At 65.0% G+C, this 26,304-nt stretch carries 19 protein-coding genes and 2 pseudogenes; 2 read left to right on the forward strand and 19 right to left on the reverse strand.

The window, feature by feature from the left end:
• Nucleotides 1-19: 19 nt before the first annotated feature.
• The 3 genes and pseudogenes from C265_RS33170 to C265_RS10105 form a co-directional block, all read right to left on the reverse strand.
• Nucleotides 20-231 (reverse strand): annotated as a pseudogene (locus tag C265_RS33170) (hypothetical protein); the annotation flags it as partial.
• Nucleotides 215-1,473, reverse strand: a pseudogene (locus C265_RS10100) (glycerate kinase). The pseudogenes C265_RS10100 and C265_RS33170, both read right to left, overlap by 17 nt.
• A 58-nt stretch (nucleotides 1,474-1,531) precedes the next feature.
• Nucleotides 1,532-2,620, reverse strand: a complete 1,089-nt coding sequence (locus C265_RS10105; RefSeq protein WP_010810612.1) for a tartrate dehydrogenase — start codon at nucleotides 2,618-2,620, stop codon at nucleotides 1,532-1,534.
• A gap of 124 nt (nucleotides 2,621-2,744) precedes the next feature.
• Between C265_RS10105 and C265_RS10110 the strand changes: the two genes are divergently transcribed.
• Nucleotides 2,745-3,668, forward strand: a complete 924-nt coding sequence (locus tag C265_RS10110) for a LysR family transcriptional regulator (protein ID WP_010810611.1) — start codon at nucleotides 2,745-2,747, stop codon at nucleotides 3,666-3,668.
• A gap of 428 nt (nucleotides 3,669-4,096) precedes the next feature.
• Here C265_RS10110 and C265_RS10115 read toward each other — a convergent pair whose 3' ends face one another.
• The 4 genes from C265_RS10115 to C265_RS10135 all read right to left on the reverse strand — a co-directional run bounded on the left by C265_RS10115 (nucleotide 4,097) and on the right by C265_RS10135 (nucleotide 9,477).
• Nucleotides 4,097-4,762: a response regulator transcription factor gene (locus C265_RS10115; RefSeq protein ID WP_081645115.1), complete on the reverse strand. Its 666-nt coding sequence runs from the start codon at nucleotides 4,760-4,762 to the stop codon at nucleotides 4,097-4,099.
• Nucleotides 4,743-6,413 (reverse strand): MASE1 domain-containing protein, encoded by a 1,671-nt coding sequence (locus C265_RS10120; protein ID WP_010810609.1) that lies wholly within the window; start codon nucleotides 6,411-6,413, stop codon nucleotides 4,743-4,745. The genes C265_RS10115 and C265_RS10120 overlap by 20 nt, the downstream gene beginning before the upstream one ends.
• A 929-nt stretch (nucleotides 6,414-7,342) precedes the next feature.
• On the reverse strand, nucleotides 7,343-8,536 hold the full coding sequence (locus C265_RS10130; RefSeq protein ID WP_010810607.1) for a CaiB/BaiF CoA-transferase family protein: 1,194 nt from the start codon (nucleotides 8,534-8,536) through the stop codon (nucleotides 7,343-7,345).
• Nucleotides 8,537-8,577: 41 nt separating this feature from the next.
• A complete protein-coding gene (locus tag C265_RS10135; RefSeq protein ID WP_231881348.1) occupies nucleotides 8,578-9,477 on the reverse strand; it encodes an enoyl-CoA hydratase/isomerase family protein in 900 nt (299 codons plus the stop codon).
• Between the two features lie 71 nt (nucleotides 9,478-9,548).
• On the opposite strand from C265_RS10135, the gene C265_RS10140 reads away from it, so the two are divergent.
• Complete coding sequence (locus tag C265_RS10140) at nucleotides 9,549-10,403, forward strand: LysR substrate-binding domain-containing protein (RefSeq protein ID WP_010810605.1); 855 nt, start codon at nucleotides 9,549-9,551, stop codon at nucleotides 10,401-10,403.
• A 14-nt stretch (nucleotides 10,404-10,417) separates the two neighbouring features.
• Here C265_RS10140 and C265_RS10145 read toward each other — a convergent pair whose 3' ends face one another.
• From C265_RS10145 to C265_RS10200, 12 genes are all read right to left on the reverse strand, one after another.
• Nucleotides 10,418-11,464, reverse strand: coding sequence for a tripartite tricarboxylate transporter substrate binding protein (locus tag C265_RS10145; protein WP_010810604.1), 1,047 nt, complete (start codon nucleotides 11,462-11,464; stop codon nucleotides 10,418-10,420).
• A gap of 50 nt (nucleotides 11,465-11,514) precedes the next feature.
• A complete protein-coding gene (locus C265_RS10150) occupies nucleotides 11,515-13,377 on the reverse strand; it encodes an acyclic terpene utilization AtuA family protein (RefSeq protein WP_010810603.1) in 1,863 nt (620 codons plus the stop codon).
• 79 nt (nucleotides 13,378-13,456) lie between these two features.
• Nucleotides 13,457-15,559 (reverse strand): acetyl-CoA carboxylase biotin carboxylase subunit, encoded by a 2,103-nt coding sequence (locus C265_RS10155; RefSeq protein ID WP_010810602.1) that lies wholly within the window; start codon nucleotides 15,557-15,559, stop codon nucleotides 13,457-13,459.
• A gap of 15 nt (nucleotides 15,560-15,574) precedes the next feature.
• Entirely contained in the window at nucleotides 15,575-16,741 is a 1,167-nt protein-coding gene (locus C265_RS10160) for an acyl-CoA dehydrogenase family protein (protein WP_010810601.1), read from the reverse strand.
• Nucleotides 16,742-16,828: 87 nt separating this feature from the next.
• Nucleotides 16,829-18,382 (reverse strand): acyl-CoA carboxylase subunit beta, encoded by a 1,554-nt coding sequence (locus tag C265_RS10165; RefSeq protein WP_234788214.1) that lies wholly within the window; start codon nucleotides 18,380-18,382, stop codon nucleotides 16,829-16,831.
• A 461-nt stretch (nucleotides 18,383-18,843) separates the two neighbouring features.
• Nucleotides 18,844-19,959: a CaiB/BaiF CoA-transferase family protein gene (locus C265_RS10170; RefSeq protein WP_037024070.1), complete on the reverse strand. Its 1,116-nt coding sequence runs from the start codon at nucleotides 19,957-19,959 to the stop codon at nucleotides 18,844-18,846.
• A gap of 131 nt (nucleotides 19,960-20,090) precedes the next feature.
• The gene (locus C265_RS10175) at nucleotides 20,091-21,083 is read right to left on the reverse strand and encodes a tripartite tricarboxylate transporter substrate binding protein (RefSeq protein ID WP_010810598.1); all 993 of its coding nucleotides are present in this window, start codon (nucleotides 21,081-21,083) and stop codon (nucleotides 20,091-20,093) included.
• 25 nt (nucleotides 21,084-21,108) lie between these two features.
• Nucleotides 21,109-21,519, reverse strand: a complete 411-nt coding sequence (locus tag C265_RS10180; protein ID WP_010810597.1) for a Zn-ribbon domain-containing OB-fold protein — start codon at nucleotides 21,517-21,519, stop codon at nucleotides 21,109-21,111.
• A gap of 3 nt (nucleotides 21,520-21,522) precedes the next feature.
• Nucleotides 21,523-22,683, reverse strand: a complete 1,161-nt coding sequence (locus C265_RS10185) for an acetyl-CoA acetyltransferase (protein WP_010810596.1) — start codon at nucleotides 22,681-22,683, stop codon at nucleotides 21,523-21,525.
• Between the two features lie 7 nt (nucleotides 22,684-22,690).
• Complete coding sequence (locus C265_RS10190; protein ID WP_010810595.1) at nucleotides 22,691-23,851, reverse strand: acyl-CoA dehydrogenase family protein; 1,161 nt, start codon at nucleotides 23,849-23,851, stop codon at nucleotides 22,691-22,693.
• A gap of 14 nt (nucleotides 23,852-23,865) precedes the next feature.
• Nucleotides 23,866-25,407: an acyl-CoA synthetase gene (locus tag C265_RS10195; RefSeq protein ID WP_010810594.1), complete on the reverse strand. Its 1,542-nt coding sequence runs from the start codon at nucleotides 25,405-25,407 to the stop codon at nucleotides 23,866-23,868.
• A gap of 13 nt (nucleotides 25,408-25,420) precedes the next feature.
• A complete protein-coding gene (locus tag C265_RS10200) occupies nucleotides 25,421-26,293 on the reverse strand; it encodes a MaoC/PaaZ C-terminal domain-containing protein (protein WP_010810593.1) in 873 nt (290 codons plus the stop codon).
• Nucleotides 26,294-26,304: the final 11 nt, after the last annotated feature.

Here is a 26,304-nt window from a genome sequence, read left to right on the forward strand (position 1 = left end):
GCAGCCGGTTTTCGGCTGATTAGTGCTTGATAGCGCCTTGCCCCCCCTGTCTGATGTCTGCCTGCTGGACCTGCGCGATGCGCAGCAGGTTGGCGGTGCCGGCCACGGTGAACGGCAGGCCGGCCGAGATGACGATCTGCTGCCGGCCACGCCGAACTGCTCCTTCAGCACGGTGTGGCTGGCCAGGTTGGTCATCTCCAGCACATCCACCACTTCACGGCAGAGCACCGCAGGCTCCAGAGGCGCGCGTCAGCAAGATCGCGCGAAAATCGTTGACGTTGGTCAGCGTGGGGCCGGTGATGACGGCATCCCCCAGCGCCTCGAAAAATCCATGGCCGTCGTTGGCGGCCAGCGCATCCTGCGGACGCAGTCCGGCGCGCCAGGCACGTTCCAGCGTGTCGGGGCCGATCACGGCACCCGCGATCTCTTCCTGGCCGTCGACGCCGTCGGTGTCGCCCGCAATCGCATGAATGCCGGGTTCGCCGCGCAGCGTCAGCGACAGCGACAGCAGTAACTCCACGTTCCTGCCGCCCCTGCCCGCGCCCCGCACTGTGACCGTGGTCTCGCCGCCGGACAGCAGCACGCACGGTGCCGCAAACAGCTGGCCATGCCTGGCGGCTGCCAGCGCGATACCGCCCATGACCTTGCCGACATCGCGGGCCTCACCTTCGATGGCGTCGCCCAGCACGTGCACGGCGAAGCCTGCGTCGCGGCCCACCTGCGCCGCCGCTTCCAGCGCCAGCCGGGGCGTGGCGATGAACTCGGTGCGGATGCGCGGCAGGCGCGGGTCGCCGGACTTGAGCGTCTCGGCCGCGTCGGACGCCAGCACTGCCATCACATTGGGCGGAAGGTCGATCGCATACTGCTTGACGATGGCCAGCGCATCGGCGCGCGTGGTCGGGTCAGGCACGGTCGGGCCAGAGGCGATATCGATGGGGTCATCGCCCGGCACATCGGAAACCAGCAGGTTCAGCACGCGCGCCGGATAGCACGCGGCTGCCAGCCGGCCGCCCTTGATGGCGGACAGGTGCCGGCGCACGCAATTCATCTCCGAAATCGTGGCGCCGGACTTCAGCAGCGCGCGATTGACGCGCTGCTTGTCGTCGAGCGTGATGCCGGCAAGCGGCAGCGGCAGCAGCGACGATCCGCCGCCGGAGACCAGGCAGATCACCAGGTCGTCCTCGGCCAGGCCCCCACCATCGCCAGCATGCGCTGCGAAGCGGCCAGCCCGGCATCGTCCGGCACGGGGTGAGCGGCCTCCACGATCTCGATGCGCGAGCACGGCACCGCATAGCCGTAGCGGGTAACCACCAGGCCTTCAAGCGGCCCGGGCCATGCCGCTTCCAGCGCGCTCGCCATCGCCGCCGAGGCCTTGCCCGCGCCAATGACGACGGTGCGTCCGCGCGGCGGCGGCGGCAGGTGCCGCGCCAGGGTCCTGGCCGGCTGGGCGGCTGCGACCGCCGCATCGAACATGCGCCGCAGCAACACGTTGGGCTCGGAAAATTGCAGGCTCACGAAACGGCCCTTGCGCTCAGGCGGCCTTCGCTTGCTGGCCAGCGGCAAGCAGGTCGCACACCGCCCTGGTCACTTCAGCGGTAGTCGCCTTGCCGCCCAGGTCGCCGGTGTGCAGCGCGGGGTTGGCGGTGACGGCTTCGACGGCCTGCATCACGCGCTGCGCCGCCTCGTTTTCGCCCAGGTGTTCCAGCAGCATGACCACCGACCAGAAGGTGCCTACCGGGTTGGCCAGGCCCTTGCCCATGATGTCGAAGGCCGAGCCGTGGATGGGCTCGAACATCGACGGGTAGCGGCGCTCCGGATCGATATTGCCGGTCGGGGCGATGCCCAGGCTGCCAGCCAGCGCCGCCGCCAGGTCGCTCAGGATGTCGGCATGCAGGTTGGTGGCGACGATGGTGTCCAGCGAGGCCGGACGGTTCACCATGCGCGCCGTGGCCGCATCGACGAGTTCCTTGTCCCAGGTAACGTCCGGGAAGTCCCTGGCTACCTGCACGGCCACCTCATCCCACATCACCATGGCGTGACGCTGCGCGTTGGATTTGGTGATCACCGTCAGCAGCTTGCGCGGACGCGACTGGGCCAGCTTGAAGGCAAAGCGCAGGATGCGCTCCACCCCTACGCGGGTCATCATGCTGACGTCGGTGGCCGCCTCGATCGGGTGGCCCTGGTGCACGCGGCCGCCCACGCCCGAATACTCGCCTTCCGAGTTCTCGCGCACGATCACCCAGTTCAGGTCTTCCGCGGCGCAGCGCTTGAGCGGCGCATCGATGCCGGGCAGGATGCGCGTCGGGCGCACGTTGGCGTACTGGTCGAAGCCCTGGCAGATCTTCAGGCGCAGGCCCCAGAGCGTGATGTGATCGGGAATATGCGGGTCGCCGGCGGAGCCGAACAGGATGGCATCCTTGTCGCGCAGCGCATCCAGGCCGTCGGCGGGCATCATCACGCCGTGCTGGCGATAGTAGTCGCCACCCCAGTCGAAGTCTTCGAACTCAAAGCGGAAGTCAGCACCGGCAGCCGCCAGCGCCTCCATCACTTCACGGCCGGCCGGCACCACCTCCTTGCCAATGCCATCGCCGGGGATCGTTGCAATGCGGTACGTCTTCATCCGTGTCTCCTGGTCCAGATCGATTCAAGTACGAGTTGAGTGCATGGGGCGGATTCTGGGCCGTGGACAAGGTTTTGGATCGCTTGTAGAGTTAAACCATTGTTAACCTGAAATTAAAGATGGAATGGCGCTATCGTCCGGCATCCAACCGTCAGAACTGGGATTCTTCACGTCGGTGGCCACGGCAGGCAGCCTGAGCGCGGCCGCGCGCGACCTTGGGATCACTACCGCCGCGGTCAGCAAGCGGCTGGCGCAGATGGAAGCGCGCATCGGCATGCCGCTGGTGACGCGCACCACGCGGCGCATGAGCCTGACGCCGGAGGGCGAGGTCTACCTGGAGCACGCGCGGCGCATCCTCAGCGAGATCGACGACCTGGACCAGATCCTGACCCGCTCAAAGGGCCGGCCGAGCGGCCTGCTGCGGGTCAATGCCACGCTGGGGTTCGGGCGCATGCATGTGGCGCCGGTGATTTCCGAGTATGTCGCCACCTACCCCGAGGTCGATGTCCAGCTCCAGCTGTCCGCCGACCCGCCGCCGCTGACCGAAGATGCCTTCGACGTCTGCGTCCGCTTCGGCCAGCCGCCCGACGCCCGCATCGTGGCCCGGAAGCTGGCGCCGAACCGGCGCCTGCTGTGCGCCTCGCCCAAGTACCTGCGCAGCCACGGCACCCCGCACACGCCCGCCGACCTGCGCCAGCACAACTGCATCGGCATCCGCCAGGGCAGCGACGCCTATGGCGTGTGGCGCCTGACCTCGGGCAAAGGGACCAAGGCGCGGACCGAATCGGTCCATGTGCGCGGCAACCTCACCACCAATGACGGCGAGATCGCGGTCAACTGGGCGCTGCAAGGCCACGGCATCCTGATGCGCGCCGAGTGGGACATCGAGCGGTTCCTGCGCAGTGGCCGCCTGGTGCAGGTACTGCCGCAATACGCGACGCCCGAGGCGGACATCTATGCCGTCTACCAGCAGCGGCACCAGCTGTCGTCCCGGATCCGGCTGTTCGTGGAATTCCTGGCGGCCAGGTTCAGTGAGTTTGGGAAGTAAACGCAGCAGGTTGTTTTTCGGCGTCCGGGCCGCCAGGCGTGTATTCGAATCTACCGGTTGAACGACCGGAAAGGGACAGAAGCGCCCAAACCCCGGGCCCGCGCCGCCCCCTGTGGAATCCCCACCGACGGCCCACAGATCACGATGGACCGCCTGTGCTGGCCGTTGGTCCACGGAGTGGGCGAGTGTATGCAAATTCCGCCATGGGCGGAACGCCCCGTTCGGGGGAAAAAAGAGACTAACGAGATTCGCTGCGGCACCAGAAGCGGACTGCGGTGCGGGCCCGGGCCAGCTAAATCGATCTTCACTTCAGATCTGAACGCAGCTTATGTGGGACGTTCCCCGCCCTTGACACGCGCTACCAGGCTTCCGTCCGGCCCAGGGCCGCGAGCAGTCGAGCGTTCAAGCAGGCGAAAGCAACTCAACCCCTATTGGCTCTCGATCCACTGAATCGCGAAGCGCATCAACTCCTTGCCGTTGGGGATGTCCAGCTTTTCCTTGATGTTGGCCTGATGCGCCTCGATGGTCTTGACGCTGCGATTCAGTTTCCCGGCGATCTGGCGGGTGCTGAAGCCAAGCCCGATCAGGTGCAGGACTTCGAACTCCCGTTCCGACAAGCTTGCGATCGAGCCCGCGCGGCTTCTTTGAGGAGCCTTCAGGGCCCGCGCCAGCTTGTCATGCATGGCGGCGCTCAGGTAGACATTGCCTGCCAGCACCTCGCGGATGGCATTCACAATATGCTCCGTGGCCTCGAGTTTCATCAGATACCCGTTGGCGCCTGCGCGCAGTGCGCGTTCGGCAAACAGCGTTTCGTCATGCATGCTGAGGACAAGGATTGCCAGCCTTGGATAGTGTTGCCGCAGCATCCTGACAAGATCCAGGCCGGAGTTCGAGTGCAGGCTGAGGTCGACAACGGCCACGTCAGGCTGGCAGGCCATCAACGCCAGAGCCTCTTCGGCACTGCCGGCCGCACAGCAGACGTGCAGATCCTCATGCAGATTCAGCATTTGGCTTAACCCCTCGCGGATGATGGGGTGGTCATCCACGATCAGGATCTGGGTTGCGCGGCCCGGGCTAGATGGCTTCTGTGGCATGGCCCGGACTCTCTGGTATCGGATAGCTGATGGCAACCGTGGTGCCGCCCAGAGCATTGCGGGTGATCGTGCAGGAGCCGCCCAGGAGGCTCGCCCGGTGACGCAGGTTGTGAAGTCCCAGTCCCGAGGCACGCTCCATTTGCTCCGGGTCCACCCCCACCCCGTCGTCACTGATGGAAAGCCGCTGCATCCCGCCTTCGCGCTCAAGGTCGATCCCGATGTGGTGTCCCTGGCTGTATTTCAGCGCGTTGTTCACGGCTTCCTGCGCCGCACGATAAAGGTTGATCTGCATCGGCGGATCGAGCAAGTCCACGTCCGACCCGATGCGCAGCGTGCAGTCAATGCCATCCAGCGCGCAGGTCGTCTGCGCCAGCCTCTGCAGGGCGAGCGCAAGGCCACCGGATTCCATGGCGACCGGGTCCAGGCCGTGGGCAATCTTGCGAGTCATCAAGGACGCCTGCTTCACCAGTCCGACGATGGTAGCCGCGTCCGCCGCAGCCGGGTGGCCATGCTTCTGCAGCGTTTGATTCAGGCTCGTGCAGTAGAAGCCCAGGCTGGTGAGGTGCTGCCCGAGGCCGTCATGCAGCTCCCGGCCGATGAGTCTCTGCTGCTGGTCGCCGATCCGGATCAGCTCCGCTTCCAGCAGGCGACGCCGCGCCATCTCCTGCTTCAGTTCATGGTTTGCCCGCTGCAGGTCCCGGGTTCGCTCCCGCACGCGCCCCTCCAGTTCGATGTGGGATGCCTGCAGCAGGCTATGGACGCGCTTCTCCTGGGCATGTGCCGCCACCAGCAGCAGCCCGGTGACTGCCACGACGTTCGCGAAGGCGCACCATCTCACAAGGCTATCCACTGGAGACACTGCGGCAAAGGGACCGGTGCCGTTGGTGGTGCCCCAGATGGCAACGATCGAGACCAGCAAGGTTGCGAAGGTGGTGCCAAGGTGATCGAAACGCAGAGCCGCCCAGATGATGAACGGAAGAATCGCCAGGGCTGAAGGGTAGTAGCCGTGCCCGGCAAGCTCGGGAGCGCCGAAGATGAGGTAACTTGCCCAGAGCATGGCAACGGTCAGTCCGCACGCTTCCACGGCCTGCTTTGTGGAGTGCACAGGGCCAGGACTCGCAAGCAGGCTGAGCAGGGGCGGAGCCACTACCAGCACCCCCATCATGTCACCGAGCCACCATTCCAGGACTGCTTTGCCGTACTCGGAAGCCGACACCCGGCCCCCGCCAAGGAGAGCAGTCGCACCAATCAGGGCACTCACTGCTGTGCTGACTGTCGCGGCCAGGATGATGAAGGCCAATACGTCCCTGACGCGGTCGAGGGTGATCCGGAACCGGGCCACGCGCGTCAACAGCAACGTGGCCGTCAAGGCTGCAGCCGTCGCGCCGAAGCCAATCAGCGCGGCCATTGGCAGTGGCACGCCGACCGACATATTGGCAAAAAAGGAGCCAATGGCAATTCCCGGGGCAGCTGCGAAACCCATGACAAGGAGCGCAACCAGGGCCACGCCGCTGGCAGGCCACACCAGAGACACCGCACCGCCCACTACTGCATAAGCCAGTCCCAGCTTTGCACTTGCGAAATACGCCAAAGCGACAAGTCCGGTATGGACGAAAAGTCTGAGCCTTAAGTTGCGCGGGACAATAAACATGGTTCGCTTCAAACCCCCGGGAACCGACACTGTCACATCCAGTCATTTCTGTGGTTAAACGGAATGACGACACTCTTGCGAAAGTGAATGTTCCATGCACCTGCGGCAAATCACGAGCCTGCACCGAATCGATGCAAGGCGAAGCGCTGCAAAACCATGGTGCCACAACACTACTATGAATCTACGCCAGAACTCCCTTGCGCGGTAAGAGTTGCCGGATGGATTCGATCGCCACCGTGCAGTAATGCAGGACTGAATCTGCCTGCCCACCGGCTAGGGCAATCCCCTAGCCTCTTTTCGGAAAAAAGCCCGATTCATATGCTTGTCGCCAAGGCCTACATTTCATTGCACTTGTGCGAAGTTGCGACCCTCAAACTGAAGCGAAAGAAGAATCGTTTCGGTGTTTTTGCAACGACCTGAAATGGAGGTAAGAAAAATGGTAAAGACAGTCATACTGCTCGCTGCGGCGGGTGCGGCGCTTAGTGCCGGAATCGCCTATGCCGGCATCGGGACACGGGATGTCTACACTGACGGCGCCAGCGTGATGGGGCCGCGAGACCCATATTCCGATGGGGGCAAGACCACAAAGTTTGACGTCTATTCAGACGGGGCGAAAGTCTCGGATAGGCGCGACGTGTACACCGATGGCGCGAGAATCACCAACCGCGATGGACTCGTTGACCACAGCATGTAAGGAACTACAGAAAAGAGTGTCCCCTCAAAAAATTCGTGGCCGGGACTCAGCGTCTCCGGCCACAGACCAGCACCTCCCCCAAGTAACAGCCTCGGGGGATTTTTTTGCCGTGAGCGGAGCGGTATTGCCGAGGCCGCTGCAGCAGTCAACAGCAAAAAAATCGCTCCGGCCGATGGCCGGATTTCAGTGCGGCCATGATGTCGCCAGTGTGCGGCTCCGCTGTCGGGGTTGCACCTTACGGAGTGCGCTTGCGCTGAAGCGCCACCCCCTGCTCGAGCAGCTTTTCGATCTGTGATTCCGTAAGGCCCGCCTCGCGCAGCACCTCCACCGTGTTCGCGCCGATCTCTTGCGGAGCTTCACGGTACGTTGCCGGCGTGCGGCTAAGCTTGACCGGCGAAGCGACCGACTTGAATTTTCCAATTTCAGCCACCATGCCCCGGTGTGCCGTGTGCGGGTGGTTCAGCGCCTCGACCACGTTGTGGATGACACCGCACGGCACGCCAACTGCCACCAGGCGTTCGAACAGCGACTGCGCTTCGAAGCGGCTGAAGGCGGCCTCAAGATCGCGCTTGAGCTCGAAACGATGCACGGCTCGCTGAGCATTGGTTGCGTAGCGCGCATCGACCGCCAGTTCCGTTCGGTCCACCGCTTCGCACAGCCGCTGAAACTGGCCATTGTTGCCGACCGCGAGATAGATGGGCTCGGTGGCAGTGGCATAGGTGTCGTAGGGCGCGATGTTCGGATGGCCATTGCCAGACCGCATCGGAGCCTTGGCGGTGAAGAGCGTGTTGATGGAGTGTGGGTATAGGGAGAACAGAGCGTTGTCATACAGTGCCGACTCAATGGACTGTCCTTTACCGCTGCGCTCACGCTCATGCAAGGCCAACAACACCCCGATCACGGCGCTCAGACCAGTCGTCACATCGACGATCGGCACCCCAACGCGCGTGGCCGTTCCATCCGGGTCACCGTTGATGCTCATGATGCCACCGAGCGCCTGTACCGCGGCGTCGTAGCCGGGCAGCCCACCGAGCGGCCCCGTCGCACCGAAGCCCGTGACACGACAATGGATCAGCCTTGGAAAGCGCAAGGAGAGCACGTCGTCGTACCCCATCCCCCAACGCTCCAGGGTGCCGACCTTGAAGTTCTCGATAAGCACGTCCGCTTCGGTGAGCAGCTGCATCAGTACTTCGCGTCCTTGCGGCAACGCGAGGTCGAGGCACACAGTGCGCTTGTTGCGATTGATGCCCGCGAAGTACGAAGCCATGCCAGCCTCATTAAAGGGCGGCCCCCAGGTGCGCGTCTCATCGCCCATCGGACCTTCCACCTTGATCACGTTGGCACCGTGATCCCCGAGGATCTGCGCACACAGGGGACCACCAAGTACGCGGGACAGATCCACGACCTTCAAGCCTTCCAGCGATGCCATGATTTCCAACCTCCGAAAAGTTGACGTTCGACGCGTGTGGTTCAGTTCGCCGCAAGCGGCGGCAGTTCGGCCCCCACGTTCCAGAGCGCCGGCCTGCGCTCCCGGGCGGCTGTCACGCCTTCCACCGCTTCGGAGCGCATCTGCTGCGCAAACTTGACGGAGGCAGTGTCCAGGTAGTGCGTCAATGCCTCGTGCGACTGTGCCGAAAGTGGGCGCATCTGCGTCAGAAGGCACTTGGTTGCAGCGCTGGCTGCGGGTGCCGTGGCAACGACGGATCCCAGAATTTCCCGCACGCGCGCAGGCAACGCCTCCTCGGATTCGGCAAGGTAATCCAGCAACCCGAGACGGTGGGCCTCCGCGCCATCGATCCGTTCACCGGTGAGCATGAGGCGGCGCGCTACTTGAACGCCAATGCGTGCGCTGACGAAAGGCAGGATTTGCCCGGGCACCAGGCCAATACCGGCCTCTGGAAAGCCGAACCGGGCCGCGGGTGAACCGATGGCGATATCCACCGCGCATACAAGGCCCGCACCTCCGCCCATGGCTGCGCCGTGCACACAGGCCACCGTGACCTTCGACGACCGGATGAGCCGGGCAAGGAACTCGCCATAGCGCCGGTTACCCACCGCGATGGGATCCTGGCCATCCGCGCCGGGCTTGACCGCCAGGCGGTCCGAGATATTGCCGAGATCCCCACCAGCACTGAAGGCCTTTCCCGCTGCGGTGAAGAGGATGATCCGCACGTCATCCATTTGCTCGGCCTGATCAACCGCCTTTGACAAGGCCGCAACCATGTCGGCGCCCAGTGGATTCCTCGCATCGGATCGGTTAAGCTCGATGCGAAAAACGGCTCCGTGAACGACGGTGCGAACGAACGGTGCGTCCGTGATGACAGACGGCCCTGTAGCTTCGATGGGTGTGGAGGATACGCTGGAAGTCACGCTGTTCAATCCTGAATGTTAATGTTGGGAATCACGACAACTTGCAAGCGGCAGCCGCAACGCTATTCGACATGAGCTTTCGCAACCTTGACATCGGCCTGCTTCGCACGTTCGTTGCCGTGGCAGAGAAAGAAAACTTCGCTGTGGCGGCAGAGCAGGTCTTCCGCACCCAGGCGGCCGTGTCGCAGCAGATGCAAAAGCTGGAGACCGCGCTCGACTGCGTGTTGTTCGAGCGCGTTGGACGCAGCAAACGCCTGACCACGGCGGGCACCAGGCTCCTGGACTACGCGCGTCGCATCGTCGGCCTGAACGATGAGGCTTATCGCGCCATGACCCAGAGAGCCTTCGACGAACCGGTGAAAGTCGGAGCTTGCGCGGATGCCGTCGACTCGCTCATTCCCGAATACCTGAAGATGTGTGCAGAGGTTTTTCCCGGCCTGCGCGTGGACATCCAGGTTGGCCGCCGCCGTTGGCTGACCTCGTCCCTGCGCCGCGGCGAGATTGACCTGGTCGTCATGCTTGACCCTGTGCCCAACCCGGAGTTCGATCAGGTCGTGCTGCGCACCTCTCCCGTAACCTGGATCGCAGGCGCGCGATACCACCATCAGCCCGGCGCGCCGGTACCGCTCGTGCTCATCGAGGGGGCCTGTCCGTTTCATAGCATGGCAATCAAGTCCCTGTCGGACGCGAACATCCCCTGGCGTGTCGCTTTCCAAACCTCGACGCTGGCGGGTATCCGGGCGGCATTGCGAGCGGGCATGGGGGTCACGCCTCGCACCGTGGAGATGCTGGCCCCTGACCTGAAGGTCCTGGACCCTCACGCCGGCATGCCAGCGCTGCCGACCATCAGCTACCGGCTCTATGCGCGCACCGACAAGCTTAGCGAGAGCGCACTGGGCATCAGCCGCCTGATCTCGCCGCGCTGAACGTGCTATGGCCTTCATGGCTGCTGCATTCCCGCGTCAATGATGATTTTTCCCCAGAGCCTGGTGTCGCGCCGCTGCAACTCCTGCAGATGCATCGGGGCAACCTTGGCCGGAATCAGGCCCTTGCCGATGAGGAAATGACGACCATCGGGCGAGTCCAGCGTATCGGCGATCCAGCGCGACAACAGCCTGGCCACAGGCTGGGGCGTCGACGCGTTAGCGCTCCAGATGCCGATCCACGAACTGACGTCAAAGTCCGGGAATCCGCTTTCCGCCAGTGTCGGCACATCAGGTAATGACTGCACTCGTTCGGAGCTGGAGATTGCCAGGGCGCGCACGGTTCCGGCCTGGATCTGCGGCAGCGCGGTGACCATGTCGCACAGGTAGTAGTCGAACTGGCCGCCAAGCAGGTCCGTCATGGCCTGGCTGCTGTTCTTGTACGGAACGCTGACTGCCTTGACGCCTGCTCGTTGCTTGAACAACTCCCCGCTGATACGGCCTCCCACGTTGGCGCTCGCAAAGGAAAGCGGATTGCTCTCCTTCCTGGCCCATGCCAGGAACTCCTTGAACGTTGCTGCGTGAACACGCTTTGGATTCACGAGCAACACGAAGGGTGTGCTGGCCATTGTGGCCAGCGGCGTGAAGTCCGCTTCCGGGTCATAGGGAAGTTTGCGGTAGATGGTGGCGTTTGCCGCGTGCGTCGATGAGCCGGACACCAGCAGCGTGTAAGCATCGGTCGACGCGCGGACTGCAGCGTCGGCTGCAATGTTGCCGTCAGCACCGGACTTGTTTTCTACGATCACGGGCTTGCCGGCACGCCTGGAGAGTCCGTCGCCCACGAAACGCGCGATGCTGTCCGAAGCCCCGCCGGCGCCGTAAGCAACGATGATGCGCACCGGCTTGTCGATGCGATCAGTGCCGGGAGTGGACGTTGGCTGGGCGCTGGCCGCAGCGCCCCACAGGATGGCACCCAGCGCGCTCACGGCGACGCGGCATCGTCGCTTGGCGAGCCGCCGCGTGGTGCTCTGAGCTTGGTAGTCTGGTTGCTGTGTCGCTTGCATGGCTCATGTCTCCTGGTTCGTTGTCGGTCGCAAAGTGCCCTGCCGCCCGGTCAAGGTGTGGGCGCTGTCCCCGCTGTCCCCGCCGCCGTTTCTGGCAGAAGGTCCGCGGGACATTCGATTTCCATGTCCAGCAGCATCTGTGCATAGCACTTGCCCAGCGGATCGGAACGCAGGCTGCAGGAACCACCGCCACCCAGTGCCTTTTCCAGTACAAAGTTGAAGGCGCCGATTTCCGGCAGTTCGTAGCGTTTCACCGGACCTTCAATCAGATGCGCAAAGTAGTCGCGTACCCTCTGCGCCGTCGCCTGCGCGCTGACCACAGGCAGCCACGCAGGATCGCGCACCATCAATCCGATGTTGGCATCGTTGCCTTTGTCGCCGCTGCGCCCGACCGCCAGTGTGCCGAGCGGAATACGCACGAGGCCGCGCGCGTCCTGCCGCGGCTCGTCCCCAGGCGGTCTCCGGGGCGTGTGCGAAGTCATTGCCGGCCGCTCCGAGGGCACACCACACGCCGGCACCGCCACCGTTGTCGCCGGCTCGTCAGCCAGCCTCCATTGCACCGTCACCTCCTGCTTGGGGAGCAGGAACGAGGCCGTGCGGATCACACTCTGGATATCCGAACGCCCGCCAAAGTGGCTGCGCGTTCCCGGCCCCATGGAGGTGCCGGCTGACGCCGCCTCCTTCTGCAAGAACGTCAACGCTTGCTTGTCATCGTGCTGGGCAGCAATGCGCAGCACCACCTCCCGGCTGTCTCGTACGCGACGATGCGGCCCGTACATGGATTCGGCGCCTAGCAACTCCACCAGGGTGTCGCTGTAGTCGGCATGGCCGGCCTTGGCCATCAGGCCGCGGCTACGCGCCAGCAGCGCTTGCGCCGTACGCTCGGCCTTCTCCAACGCCCGCTGTCCGCGAATGGCCATCATCAGTGCAATCTGGTAGCCCTGCTGGTAGGTCGCTGTCACCTTGTAGCAATCGCCGGGCGCCCTTCCCCGCGCCCCACTGACGCGCACGCGGCCGCCACTGGCTTCGAAGCCCGGCAGGTCCTCGATGCGGACCTCGGAGAAATCGCAGACCACATCAGGCAGCGCATAGGCCTGCGGATCACCGATCTCGTAGAGCAGCTGCTCGCCCACGGTCTGGCGCGTCACCAGTCCGCCCGCGTCACACGGCTGGTAGAGCTCGAATACGCCGTCGGCTGTCATGCGCACCAGCGGGTAGCCAATGTTGGTCCAGTCCGGTACGCGCTCCCAGTCCGTGAACAGCCCGCCCGTGGCCTGCGCCCCGCACTCCACCAGGTGGCCTGCAAGGCTGCCCTGCGCCAGCCGGTCGTAGTCCTGCATCGACCATCCGAACTCGTGGATGGCAATGCCAAGCAGCGCGGCGCTATCCACGCAACGGCCGGTGACGACAATGTCCGCGCCGCCGTCCAGTGCCTCGGCAATGGGCAGGGCACCGAGGTAGGCATTGGCCGACATCAACCGCGGGAGGCTGGCATCGGCCTCGTCACCGGGCCAAGGCAGGAATCTCCCCTGAAGTGCCAGCACGTCGTCGCCGGATACGATCGCCACCTTCAGCTCCAGCCCTTGCTCTCGCGCCAAGGCAAGGATGGCATCGCGGCAGCCTGCCGGGTTAAGGCCGCCTGCGTTGGACACCAGGCGCACCCCATGCTGCTTCAGAGCCCGCAGGTTGGGCCTCAGCGCCGCGCTGACAAAATCCGTTGCATAACCCAGCTCCGGCGCCCGAAGGCGCGCTCGCTGAAGGATCGCCATGGTGGTCTCGGCCAGGTAGTCGAAGACGAGGTAGCCCAGTTCCGGCTCCTGCAGCAATTGCGGGACGGCAATCTGCGAGTCGCCCCAGAATCCCGATGCGCCGCCAATGACAACCGCGCGGCCGGACTTTGCGTTTTGGCCCATTCATGCTCTCCTGTAGTGTGTGCGGACGTGCTTGTGGTCGTGCCCCGCGGGTCCGATCTGCGTTTCGGCTTCCGTGCAGTCAGGTCGCCTCCTGGGCTTGGACGGCACCCTCCTCGGCGCCCGCGCCGACTTCGATCAGCACCTGGCCGGCATTGAGCTGCATGCCCTCCTGGACAAGCAGGCGCGCAATGCGTCCCGTGCTTGGCGCGGCCAGGGGCATTTCCATCTTCATGGACTCCATGACGGCCAGGGTCTGGCCTCGCTCGACGGCGTCGCCCTCACCCACCATGACGGCGATCACGCGCCCGCTCATCGGCGCCCGCACGCTGCCTCCCCGCGCCTCGCCGTCGCTGGCCTCGAAGCGCGCCAGCCGCCTGAACACGAAGGTATCCGCGCCATCCTGCAGCCACCATTCGTCGCGCCGAGGCGAGTCGCACAGCAGCTGGCGGTACACGCCATCGACGGCCAACCCGAGCGTGCCGCCATGTCCCCGGGCTGAGCCGGCGATCGGCGCCCAGTGCACATTGCCGACGCTGCAGACAGGCTCGTCGTCACACGCTTCGGAACGCTTCCCGTCGCGCGCGGGCACCGCTGCGCCAGCCCGGAAGCTGATGAGAACTTCGCCCCCGTCATCGGACGGCCGCAGTTCGACTGCGCTGGCCGTCCCTTGCGCGGCGGCGCCCGCGTTGAGCGCATGGGTCGCGTCCACGAGCCACAACGCCCGCGTCTGCGCCGGGCCAGCCGGCAGCCGGCGAATGCCAGATGACTCGCGGCCGACTGCGCCTGACAGCAGCAAGGCCGCCGCGGCGCGTGCATGCACCGACGGCTGTGCTCGCCAGGCCGGGCCGCCCATGTCTTCGCCCGCCAGGAAGTCGGTAGTGACTTCACCGGTCACGAAGCGTGAATGACGCAGACAGCGGGCGAGCAGGCCAAGGTTCGTTCGGACGCCCAGCAGCGCCGTGCGCTCGCAGGCCCGGACCAGGCGGTTGATGCTTTCCTCGCGCGTCTCGCCCCAGGACATGATCTTCCCGACCATGGAGTCGTAGTCGGAACCGATCTCCATGCCGTCCTGCAGCGCGCTATCAACGCGGATGTCGGGCGACGGCCGCCAGACGTCGACGCGGCCCACCTGAGGCAGAAAGCCCGCCGCAGGGTCCTCCGCACACAGCCGCACCTCGATGGCATGGCCGCGCATGCGTACATCCTCCTGCCCGAACGCGAGCCGCTCGCCCTGGGCAATGCGCAGTTGCTGCTCCACCAGGTCCAGCCCCGTGACCAGTTCTGTCACGCCGTGCTCAACCTGGAGCCGCGTGTTCATCTCCATGAAATAGAAGCGTCCTTTTCCGTCAAGCAGGAATTCGAGCGTGCCGGCGCCCGTGTACCCGATGGCCTCGCAGGCGCGCACAGCGACCTCTCCCATCGCGCGGCGCAGCTCGGCGTTCACCGCGGGCGAAGGGGCTTCCTCGATGAGCTTCTGGAAGCGCCGCTGTGTCGAACAGTCGCGCTCACCGAGGTGCAAGCAGCGACCATGTTCATCGCACAGCACCTGGATCTCGATGTGTCGTCCCCGTTCGATGGCGCGCTCGATGATGATCTCGTCAGAGCCGAATGCGCCTGCCGCCTCGGAGCGCGCCTGTCGCAGCGCCGCCAGCAAGGTCGAGGCATCGCGCACGACCCGCATGCCGCGGCCGCCCCCGCCTGCCGCCGCCTTCAGGATGACCGGGAAGCCGATGCGCTCGACCGCAGCGATTGCCTCCTCGTCGGTCGCGCAGCCCTGTTCTCCTGGCACAGTCGGCACGCCGGCTTTCTGCATGGCGAGCTTTGCCTGGGCCTTGTTTCCCATCAACGCAATGACGTCTGCAGAGGGCCCTACGAAGGTAATTTCCGCATCGGCGACCGCCTGCGCGAACTCCGCGTTCTCAGACAGGAATCCATAGCCCGGATGTATCGCCTGGGCTCCGGTGCGCCGGCATGCCTCGATCAGCGCATGGGCATGCCGATAGCTGCGGGCAGCCTCGGCCGGTCCAATGCGCACGGCCAGATCGGCCTCGCGCACGTGGAGGCTGCGGGCATCGGCGTCCGAATAGACGGCGACCGTGCGCAAGCCGAGCTTGCGCGCGCTGCGCAGGACCCGCAGTGCGATTTCTCCGCGGTTGGCGACAAGCAGTGTGTCAAAGCGCATGTGACTCTCCGTTGATCAGGCCGCCCGTTTCGGCAGGATCCCCATGTGCTTGCAGATGATCGTCAGCATGATCTCGTCGGCTCCCCCGCCAATGGAGATCAGCCGCAGGTCCCGCCAGGCGCGCGATACACGGTTGTCCCAGGTGAAGCCCATGCCGCCCCAGTACTGCAGGCAGGAATCGGTCACCTCACGGCACAAGCGGCCGGCCTTGAGCTTGGCCATGGATGCCAGCTCGGTCATGTCGCCGCCCGACATGTGCACCTGTGCCGCGCGGTAGATAACGGATCGCAGCAGCTCGACTTCCGTCTTCAGCTCAGCCAGCCGGAAATGGACCGCCTGGTTGTCCAGGATCGAGCGCCCGAATGCCTTGCGCTGACGGGTGTATTCAATGGTTTCGTTGATCGCATTGGTGAGCGCGGTGACCCGGCGGGTAGCGCCACTGAGGCGCTCCTCCTGGAACTGACGCATCTGGTAGGTGAAGCCCATGCCCTCATCTCCGATGCGGTAGCGCTGGGGCACGCGAACGTCGTCGAAAAATACCTGGGCGGTGTCGGAGGACCACATGCCGACCTTCTTGATCTTGTTCATCGTGATGCCGGGACGCAGCTTCCCGCCTTCCCTCAGCGGCAGGCAGATGAGCGACTTGTTGCGGTGGATATCTCCATCGCTGGTGTTCGCCAACAGGCACATCCAGTCGGCTTGCAGCCCGTTCGTGATCCACATCTTGGAGCCGTTGATCACATAGTCGGAGCCATCCTTGCGCGCCGTGGTCTTCAGCGATGCCACGTCCGAACCGGCACCCGCTTCCGACACGCCCAGGCACACCACGAAGTCGCCCGCGACGGTCGGCTTGAGAAAGGTCTCCCGCAATTCGTCGGAGCCAAATCGCGCCAGCGCCGGAGTTGCCATGTCAGTCTGCACCGCGATGGCCATGCCGACGCCGCCTGCGCTGATGCCGCCGATGGCCTCGCAAAAGGCAATCTCATATGAGTAATCCAGCCCCATGCCGCCGAATTCCACGGGCTTGTTCACGCCGAGATAACCCGCCGAGCCGAGCTTCTTGAACACTTCGTGCGCGGGAAAGATTTCGTCAGCCTCCCATTTTTCGACATGGGGTTCGATCTCCCGGTCGATCAGCTTGCGTACGCTATCCTGCAGCGCGATGTGGTCGGGGGTCATCATCTTTCGTGTCTCCTTGTGGTTCGAAGGGATGGGGCGCGGCAAGCCGCCCGGCACGCGAAGGTGCCGGCGCGCAGCGCCGCCTTGTGGCTAGAGGCGGGCGACGCCGAACTGCATCGGTTGCACGGTGCGGTGCTTCGCCTGTTCCACCGTGGCCAGGGCCATGCCCAGCCAGGACCGCGTGTCTCTCGGGTCGATGATCCCGTCATCGAGCAGCAGGCTGCTGGTGTGGATCGCGCTGGATTGACGATCGAAGGTAGCGACGATGTCGCGGCTCTCGGCCTCGATCGCCCGTTCGTCGGCGGAGTTTCCGCTGCGGCGGGCGGCGTTCTCGGCGACCAGCCGCATGGTCATGGCGGCCTGCTCGCCGCCCATGACCGCCGTGCGCGCATTCGGCCAGGAGAAAAGGAAGTCGGGGCGAAAGGCGCGGCCGCACATGCCATAGTTGCCGGCGCCAAAGGACGAACCGCACAATATGGTCAGGCGCGGCACCGGCGCATTGGACAGCGCCTGGATCAGCTTGGCGCCGTGCTTGATCATCCCCGCCTGCTCATGCTCGCGCCCGACCATGAAGCCGGTGATGTTCTGCAGGAAGACAAGCGGCCGGCCCAACTGCACGCACGACTGGATGAACTGCGCCGCCTTGGTGGAGCCATCGCAGTCGAGCGGCCCATTGTTCGTCAGGATCCCCACGTGGTGCCCCTGGATACGGGCATGACCGCAGACGGTGTGAGCCCCGTACATCGCCTTGAATTCCCTGAAGCGGGACCCATCGACAATGCGCGCAATCACTTCGCGCATGTCGACGGGCGTGCGGGTGTCGACCGGCATCAGCCCCAGCAGGTCCCCGGCAGGCTCAAGGGGCTCGTCCCAGCTCTCGCCGCCCGGCACATCGCGCCAACCGATCGTATCCATCACCTCTCGCAGGCAGGCAATGCCATCAAGATCGTTGTCGGCGACGTGGTCGGCGAGGCCGGAGACGCTGGCGTGCATGTCGGCCCCACCGAGCTCCTCATCGCTCGCCTCCTCGCCTGTCGCGGCACGCAGCAACGAGGGCCCGGCCAGGTACGCATGGGCCTGGCGCCGCACCATGATGACGTGGTCGGAAAGTCCCGGCAGATAGGCACCACCAGCGGCTGAAGATCCATGGATGAGAGACACCACCGGCACGCCGGCCGCGGACAGCCGCGCCAGGTTGTAGAACATGCCGCCACCCACGACGAAGCGTTCGACCCGGTATTTGCGCAGGTTCCCCCCCGCGCTTTCGACCAACTGGACAAATGGCAGCTTCTGGGCAAGCGCAATCTCCTGCGCCCGAATCAGCTTCTGGCCGGTCAGCGCCTGCATCGCACCGGCGCTGATGCCCGAGTCGTTTACCGCGATCATGCAGCGCACCCCCTCGATATAGCCGATGCCGACTATGAGTGCCGCACCGGGTACGCTGGTGGCCGGGTCCGGATCTTCGAGGCCGCAATACCCGGCCAGGGTCATGAGTTCAAAGAACGGGCGGTCGGCGTCCAGCAGGTGCGCCAGCCGCTCCCGTGGCAACAGCTTGCCTCGGGCATGAAATGAATCTGCCGCCCTTGCAGATTTTCTGACCGTCCGTTGCTCCAGTTCCCGCACCTGGCCCAGCATCGCCAGCATGTGCTCACGGTTGCGTTCGGCGCCTGACGTCAAAGGACGTGCGCCTGAAATCGTTGCGTCCTGAGTGATATTGTTCTCTGCCATCTTCTGCCCTTGTGGCCATCGCATGCTGGCTCGTACGTGGATTCGAAGCGTGTCTGACTGCTGCATGATGGCCTCCTGGCACGAGAGCTTCCAGTTAGAAATTCATCCCGATTTGATAAGAAAACCTTATGTTTTCTCGCGAAAGTGCCTCACGCGGGAACGTGCAGCCGCACTCGCCGCCTGCCATGCCATGGCATCGCGTCGACAGCAGCAGACGCGGCATAGCGCGGAGCCGTCAAGGCACCGTTCAGGATCGAGTGGGAAATTTCGGGAAGCAGCAGCCCGCGGTCATGCCGCGGTGGAAGCCGAGACGTCATGGCCATCGTCCAGCGCGCAACCGCGCCGGCCGGCTCTTGGCCTGGCCAGCGCATCAACAATCAGCCGGTCTTCCAGATGCCGCTGGGGTGGCTGGCGTTTGTTGCGGCCATAATCTCGCCAGTGTGCTGGCCGCGCCGTGGAATCGCGCCCGCCGCCATGGCCTTGCCATCGAAGCGCGGCGCGGGGGCAGCCTGCAGATGGCCCTCCGCTTCGAAGTAGACGCCCCGCGCGGCAAGGTGCGGATGCCCGGCGGCCTCTTCCGGGCTCAGCACCGGGCCGAAACAGACGTCGGTGTTTTCCAGCAGAGCGCACCATTGCGCGCGAGTCCTGGTGGCAAAGAGTTCTTCGAAGTGCCGATGCAGCTCCGGCCAACGCTCGCGGTCCCATTGCCGGGCGAAGCGCGGATCCTCGGTCAGGCCCAGCTTTTCCAGCAGCAGCGCGTAGAACTGCGGCTCGATCGAGCCGAGCGTGACGAACTTCCCGTCCGCGCAGCGGTAGGTCGAATAGAAATGAGAGGCATCGTGGATATTGTTGCCGCGCTCGCCGGTGATGAAGCCCTTGCGGCGCGTGGACAGCAACAGCTGCAGCATATGGGCCGAGCCGTCCACGATGGATGCATCCACCACGGTTCCCTTTCCGGTGGCGCGGGCGTTGAGGATGCCTGACAGCAGGCCCACCGCCAGGTAAAGCGCGCCACCGCCGACGTCGCCCACCACGGTAATGGCCGACGATGGCGGCTCTGCAGGCGTGCCGTGGTAGTACAGCGCGCCGGAAAGCGAGATGTAGTTGTTGTCATGCCCCGCGGCCTGCGCCATCGGGCCGCTCTGCCCCCATCCTGTCATGCGCCCGTAGACCAGGCGGGGATTGCGTTGCAGGCAGACATCCGGGCCCAGCCCCAGGCGCTCCATGACGCCGGGGCGCATGCCTTCGATCAGCGCGTCGGCATCCTGGATCAGTGCCAGCACCAGCTCACGCCCTTCGGCCGTTTTCAGGTCGGCAACCACCGAGCGCTTGCCCCGGTTCAGCACGTAGCCTTCGGTGGATAGCGCCGCATCGTTGGCCGGTGCCGCGCGTTCCACGGCAATCACATCGGCGCCGAGATCGGCGAGATGCATCGCGCAGAACGGGCCTGGACCGATCCCGCAAATCTCGACAACTTTTACACCGGAAAGCATGAACGATCCCCCTGATTCAGCATGAAAGTGAAGGTCTTCCGTACAGTACGTTGGAGTCTTGGAGGCTATCAGCCGTCCGGCCAGGCGCGGCCTCCCCGGAACAGGGAGGGCGGCCCGGCCTGCGACACCGCTCAGTCAAGCGTGATGCGCGCGTTGGCCGCGATCCGTCCCCAGATCTCGGCGTCGCGCCGCATCAGCTTCAGGAATGCCTCGGGCTCCAGCGTTCCCGGCTCCAGGCCTTGCTCCCGAATCGCCGTTTGCATGGCCGGCTTGGCCAGGATTGCCAGCACCGCCGCGGATAGCTTGTCCTTCACCGCCTTCGGCGTCGCCGCCGGCACGAACAGGCCATACCAGCCGTTTGGCTCGAAATCGCGGTAGCCCAGTTCGGTAAAGGTCGGCACCTCCGGCAGCAGCGCCAGCCGGCGCTCGCCCGTGACGGCCAGTACCTTGATCTTCGGGGAGTTGAGCGCGGCCTTGCCGCTGGCCACATCCACAAACCCGGAACTCACCTGCCCACCCAGCAAGTCCTGGATCAGTGGCGAGCCGCCCTTGTAGGCCACGTGGGTCAGGTCGACGTCCCCCTGCATCCGCAGCAATTCCCCGTGCATGTGGGAGGAGGTGCCGTTGCCGTAGGAGCCGTAGCTGATCTTGCCAGGCGTGGCCCGGGCCGCGGACAGCAGCTCGCTCACGCTGGCAACGCGGGTGGATACCGGAGCGGCAAATACGTCCGACGAGAGCGCCAGGCGCGCCAGCGGCGCGAAGTCGCGGAAGGTGTCATAGGGCAGTGACTTGTAGACGCCCTGCAACTGCACCAGCGGCGTTGCGCCCAACAGCAGCGTATAGCCGTCCGGTGCAGCCTTCGCGACCGCGCCTGTGCCAATCGCGCCGCTGGCACCGGGCCTGTTCTCGACCACCACCGTCTGGCCCCACATCGCCGTCAGCTCGCGGCCGAGCAAGCGGGCCACGGTGTCGGATCCGCCTCCGGCCGGGAATGGCACGACCAGCCGGATGGGCTTTTGCGGATAGGCAGAATCGTCAGCGGCGTGCGACCAGGCCGGCAGTGCGGCGATGCACGCCAGCGCGGCCAGGGCAGCACGCCGCCGCGGCACAGTGATGATGGGCATGGGCCCTCCTTGGGGCAGGATTGGGTCAGTCGATCAATTCGAACTGCGGCAGGCTCACGTCGTCACTCGCCTTCTCGAACACCACTCGCACGCGCTTGCCGATAGCAATGGCCTCGGGCGATGCGTTGAGGATGTTCGCCATCATGCGCACACCTTCGTCAAGTTCGACGATGGCAACGGCGTACGGCAGCCGCGCCTTCATGAAGGCATTGGGTGCGCGATGGTTGATGGTGAAGGTATAGATCGAGCCAAAGCCGCAGACCTCCGTCCAGTCGACCTGGTCCGATTCGCACGCAAGGCACAGCGTGCGCGGATAGAACTGGCGGTGGCCACAGGCGCTGCAGCCTTGCACCACCAGCCGGCCCTGCGCCGCCGCATGCCAGTAGCCTTCGGTGATCTCGGTGGGACGCGGCAGGGGACGTTGTGCTTCGCTCATGCTTCAGACTCCGAGGATCATGGTGGTGTTGCAGGAGAAGACCAGTCCGGGCGCATGGCACAGCGCCAGTTCGGCATCGGGCAATTGCCGCTCGCCGCACTCCCCGCGCAACTGGCGCACGGCCTCGATCAGCACGAACATGCCGAACATGCCAGGGTGGCCGTAGGAAAGGCCGCCGCCGGAGGTATTGATGGGGAAGCGGCCACCCGGGCCCAGGGCGCCATCGGCGACGAAGGCACCGCCCTCGCCTCGCTTGCAAAAGCCCAGTTCTTCCAGCGACTGGATGACGCCGATGGTGAAGTGGTCATAGATCTGCACCACGTCGATGTCTTCGCGGGTGACGCCAGCCATGCCGAACGCTTCGTCCGCCGTCTCGGCGACGCGCGTATCCAGCCAGTCCGCCGTGCTGAACGGGGTGTAGTGGTGCGAGAAGGTCTCGGCTGCGCCCATCACATAGACCGGCTTCGACTTCAGGTCTCGGGCACGATCGGCGGAGGTGATGATCAGTGCGCCACCGCCATCCGTGACGAGGCAGCAGTCACGCGTACGCAGCGGCGACGCGATCACGGGCGACGCCATGACCTCCTCGATGCTGGTTTGCTCGCGCCGGTATGCCTTCGGGTTCAGCTGCGCCCAGCGCCGCGCCGCCACTGCCACCTCGGCGAGATCCCTGGACGTGGTGCCGTAGCGATGCATGTGCAACTGGGCAACCATTGCGTAGTAGCCGATCGGGCTGAGCTGGCCATAAGGCGCGATGAACTGGCCACGCGGCGAGTCCGGCGTATCCGCGGCGACGGCGCCACTCTTGCGCGAGCCGTCGGACAGTTGCGTACTGCCATAGGTCACCAGCGCCACCGAACACATGCCGGCGGCAATGGCCGCCATCGCATGGCGGATGTGCATCAGGTTGGACATGCCGCCGACGTTGCTGGAGTCGACGTACCTTGGCTGGATACCGAGGTATTCGGCCAGCTGCACGGTGGCAAAGCGGTCATCGGTATGCGCAAAGACGGCATCCACATCGCGCAGCGACAGCCCCGCGTCCTGCAGCGCCAGCCGCGCGGCCTGCGCCTGCAACTCCAGTGCCGTCTTGCCGGGCACCTTGCCCAGGTCGGATTCCGCGGCACCCACGATGGCGACCGAGCGAGAGAGGTTCTTGGTCATGGTGAATTCAGAGTGCGCGCGCGATGACTTCGCGCATGATTTCGGCCGAACCGCCGTAGATCCGGTTCGGACGCACGTCGGTGTAGGCACGGGCGATGGGGTATTCGCGCATATAGCCGTAGCCGCCAAAGAACTGCATCAGGTCATCGATGGCCCGCGTGGCCTCGCCGGCCCAGTACTTGGCCATGGCGGCACCATCGGGCGTCAGCGTGCCGGCCAGGTATTGTTCAAGGCAGCTGTCGACGAAGGCACGCGTGGCACACGCATGCGTCTTGATTTCGGCCAGGCGGAAGCGGATGAACTGGTTGTCGATCAGCGCCTTGTCGAAGGCACGGCGTTCCTTGACATGCGCGATGGTCCAGTCAAGCGCCACCTCCAGCGCCACGGCGCAACGCAAGGCGATCAGCAGGCGCTCACGCACCAGCCCGCTCATGGCGTAGCCGAAGCCGGCATTGCGCTCGCCGACCAGCATGTCGTCCGGCACGAGGACGTCCTCGAAGAAGAGTTCAGCGGTGTCCTGGGCCTTCTGGCCGATCTTGTCCAGCAGGCGGCCGCGGCTGAACCCGGGGCTGGTGGTGTCGACCCAGAACAGGCTGATGCCGCGCGCACCGGCGGCCGGCTCTGTCTTGGCGAACACCAGCACGCGGTCAGCGTGGTAGCCATTGGTGATAAAGGTCTTCTGGCCGTTGAGCCGGTAACCACCATCCACCTTGACAGCGCTGGTGCGGATGGCCTTCAGGTCGCTACCCGCCCCCGGCTCGGTCATCGCGATCGATCCAACCACATCGCCGCTGGCCATGCGCGGCAGGAACTCACGCTTCTGCGGCTCGGTGCCGAACTCCAGCAGGTACGGCGCGACGTTCTCCGAGTGCGTGGTGAACCCCGTCACGCCGCTGGCCAGGGCCCGGGCGATCTCTTCCACCACGATGGCGCTGTGCAGGAAGTCGCCGCCGGCACCGCCGTAGGCTTCGGGCAAGCCGGGGCACAGCAGGCCGTGGGCGCCGGCATCGCGCCAGAGATCGCGCGGAACCAGGCCGGCGGCTTCCCATTCGGCGTGTCCGGGCATGACCTTGTCAGCCAGGAAACGGGCGACGCTGTCGCGGTACATCTCGTGCTCCGGCGCGAACATCTTGCGCGGCGCGTGGTAGCTGGCTTCTTGTCGGGACATGGCATCAGTTGCGCTCAATGCGCGATTCGGTTTTCGGTTGGCCAGTAGCTGGCCTTGACGGCGCGCTTGAGCAGCTTGCCGGTTTCGGTGCGCGGCAGCGCCGCGACGAAGTCGACCGAGCGCGGGCATTTGATCGGGGAGATCCTGCTGCGGCAAAGCGCGATCAGTTCTTCGGCCAGGACCGGCGACGCCCGCTCAGGCTCGTGCAACTGGACCACCGCCTTCACTTCCTCGCCGAACTCGGTATTCGGCACGCCGACCACCGCCACGTCGAAGACCGCCGGATGGCTCATCAGCACGTTCTCGGATTCCTGCGGATAGATATTGACGCCGCCAGAGACAATGGTGTTGGCAAGGCGGTCCGTGAGGTAAAGGAAGCCGTCGGCATCGACGTAGCCGACGTCCCCATAGGTGGCCCACCCACGGTCGTTATAGACCTGCCGGGTTTTCTCCGGATCATTGTGGTAAGCAAAGGTCCCGCCGCCGGAGAAGTAGACCACGCCGGTCTGGCCCTGCGGCACTTCATTGCCATCGTCGCCGACGATGTGTACCTGCCCGAACTCGGGCCGTCCGACCGACCCCTTGTGCGCGAGCCATTCCACGGAGTCCAGCGAGGTGCGCCCGACCAGTTCGGTGCCGCTGTAGAACTCATAGAGGATCGGCCCCCACCAGTCGATCATCTGCTGCTTGACTGAGATCGGACACGGCGCGGCGGCGTGGATCGCATAGCGCATGGTGGACAGGTCGAAGCGCTCGCGCTCCGCCGCAGTCAGCCGCAGCAAGCGCACGAACATGGTCGGCACCCACTGGCTATGGGTCACGCCGTAGCGCGCGATCGCATCCAGCGCCGCCAGCGGCTCGAACTTTTCCATCATGACCGAGGTGCCTCCGGCGCGCATCGTGGCCATGTTCCAGCGCACCGGGGCAGTGTGATAGAACGGCGCGGTCGACAGGTAGACCGTATCGCGGTCCAGCGACTTCCAGCCCAGGCGAGCGTCATCACCGGTGCGGAAAAAAGCGTTGGCGCCTTGCAGTGGACGCTTGATGCCCTTGGGCCTGCCCGTGGTGCCGGAAGAATATGAGAAGTCAGTTCCCTCCACCGTGCGCGGCAACGTGACCTCGGCCGGCATCTGCTCCAGCCACGCTTCATAGTTGCTGTAGCCCGGCTCGCTCCCATCCAGAAGCACCCGCGTGACCCGAAGCGATGCCAGGGCGCCGGGCGCAAGGTCGCCAAGGGTCTGCGCCGAGCAGAACAGTACCCGGGCGCCACAGTCCTGCACGATGTACTCCACCTCGTCGGCTTTCAGGTGACGGCTGATCGTGGTGTAGTACAAGCCGATCCGGTGCGCGGCCCAAAGGATCTCGAAATAGCGGACATGGTTCTCCAGCAGCACGGCAATGCCGTCGCCCTCGCGCAGACCGGCAGCCAGCAGTGCGGCAGCGCACTGTCGCGAACGCTGCTCCAGTTCGGCCCACGTCACCGCCTGGCCGGACGGCACCACGCGGTAGGCAACCCGGTCGGGCGTGGCACGGGCGAATTGCTCGATCACGGACATCTTGACTCCTTGATTACGGATGCAGGTCGGCGACGCCGTGGCTCAGCACGACCACATTGCGCTCGTCTGCGAGCGCACGGAACCGGACCTGCCCTTCGCCGCGCCACATCTCCACGCGCAGCGTTTCACCAGGCACGAATGGCGATGAAAAGCGCACCGAAAGGCTGGCCAGGCGCGACGGATCGCCACCGCAAGCCTGCTTCAGCAGCGCCCGGCATGCCATGCCGTAAGTGCAAAGGCCATGCAGGATCGGCCGCTCGAAGCCGGCCTGCCGGGCGGCGGCGGGCAGTGCGTGGATGGGATTGCGATCGCCATTGAGGCGGTACAGCAAGGCCGCGGAAGGCTGGGTCGGCATCGACATGATCATGTCAGGCGCGCGCTCCGGCACCGCCGGCAATGGCTCGAGCGGTGCATCGCCGGGCGTGGCGGCGCAGGCAAAGCCACCATCAGCCCGGCAGAACGACACATGCTCGACGGTCGCCAGCAACTCGCCGCTGGCCTGGTCCTCGATGCGCCGCTCAGTGACCACCAGCGCGCCCTTGCCGGCGCCCTTGTCCACCACGCGGCTGACGCGCGTCTGGCTGCGTACCGCGCCAGACGCCGCGGGCACTGAAAAAAAGCGCATCCGGTGCTCGCCGTGCAGGATCTGCATCCAGTCGATGCCCGTACCCGGGTCGCTTGCCCATGCACCTGGCGCGCCGACGGTGGCGAGGAAGGTGGGCACCACGCTCAGTCCTTCCTCAAAGACAAAGGGCAAGTCCGCCTCGTCCATCGGATCGGTGCCAAAGCCGAGGCTCAGCGCATAGCGAATGTTGTCATTCGCCGCATAGCTGGAAACCTGGTCAAAGAACGCCCACGAGCGCAGGCGGTGATAGTCGATGGCCATCGCTGCGTACC

Source organism: Cupriavidus sp. GA3-3, assembly GCF_000389805.1.
Taxonomy (GTDB): domain Bacteria; phylum Pseudomonadota; class Gammaproteobacteria; order Burkholderiales; family Burkholderiaceae; genus Cupriavidus; species Cupriavidus necator_D.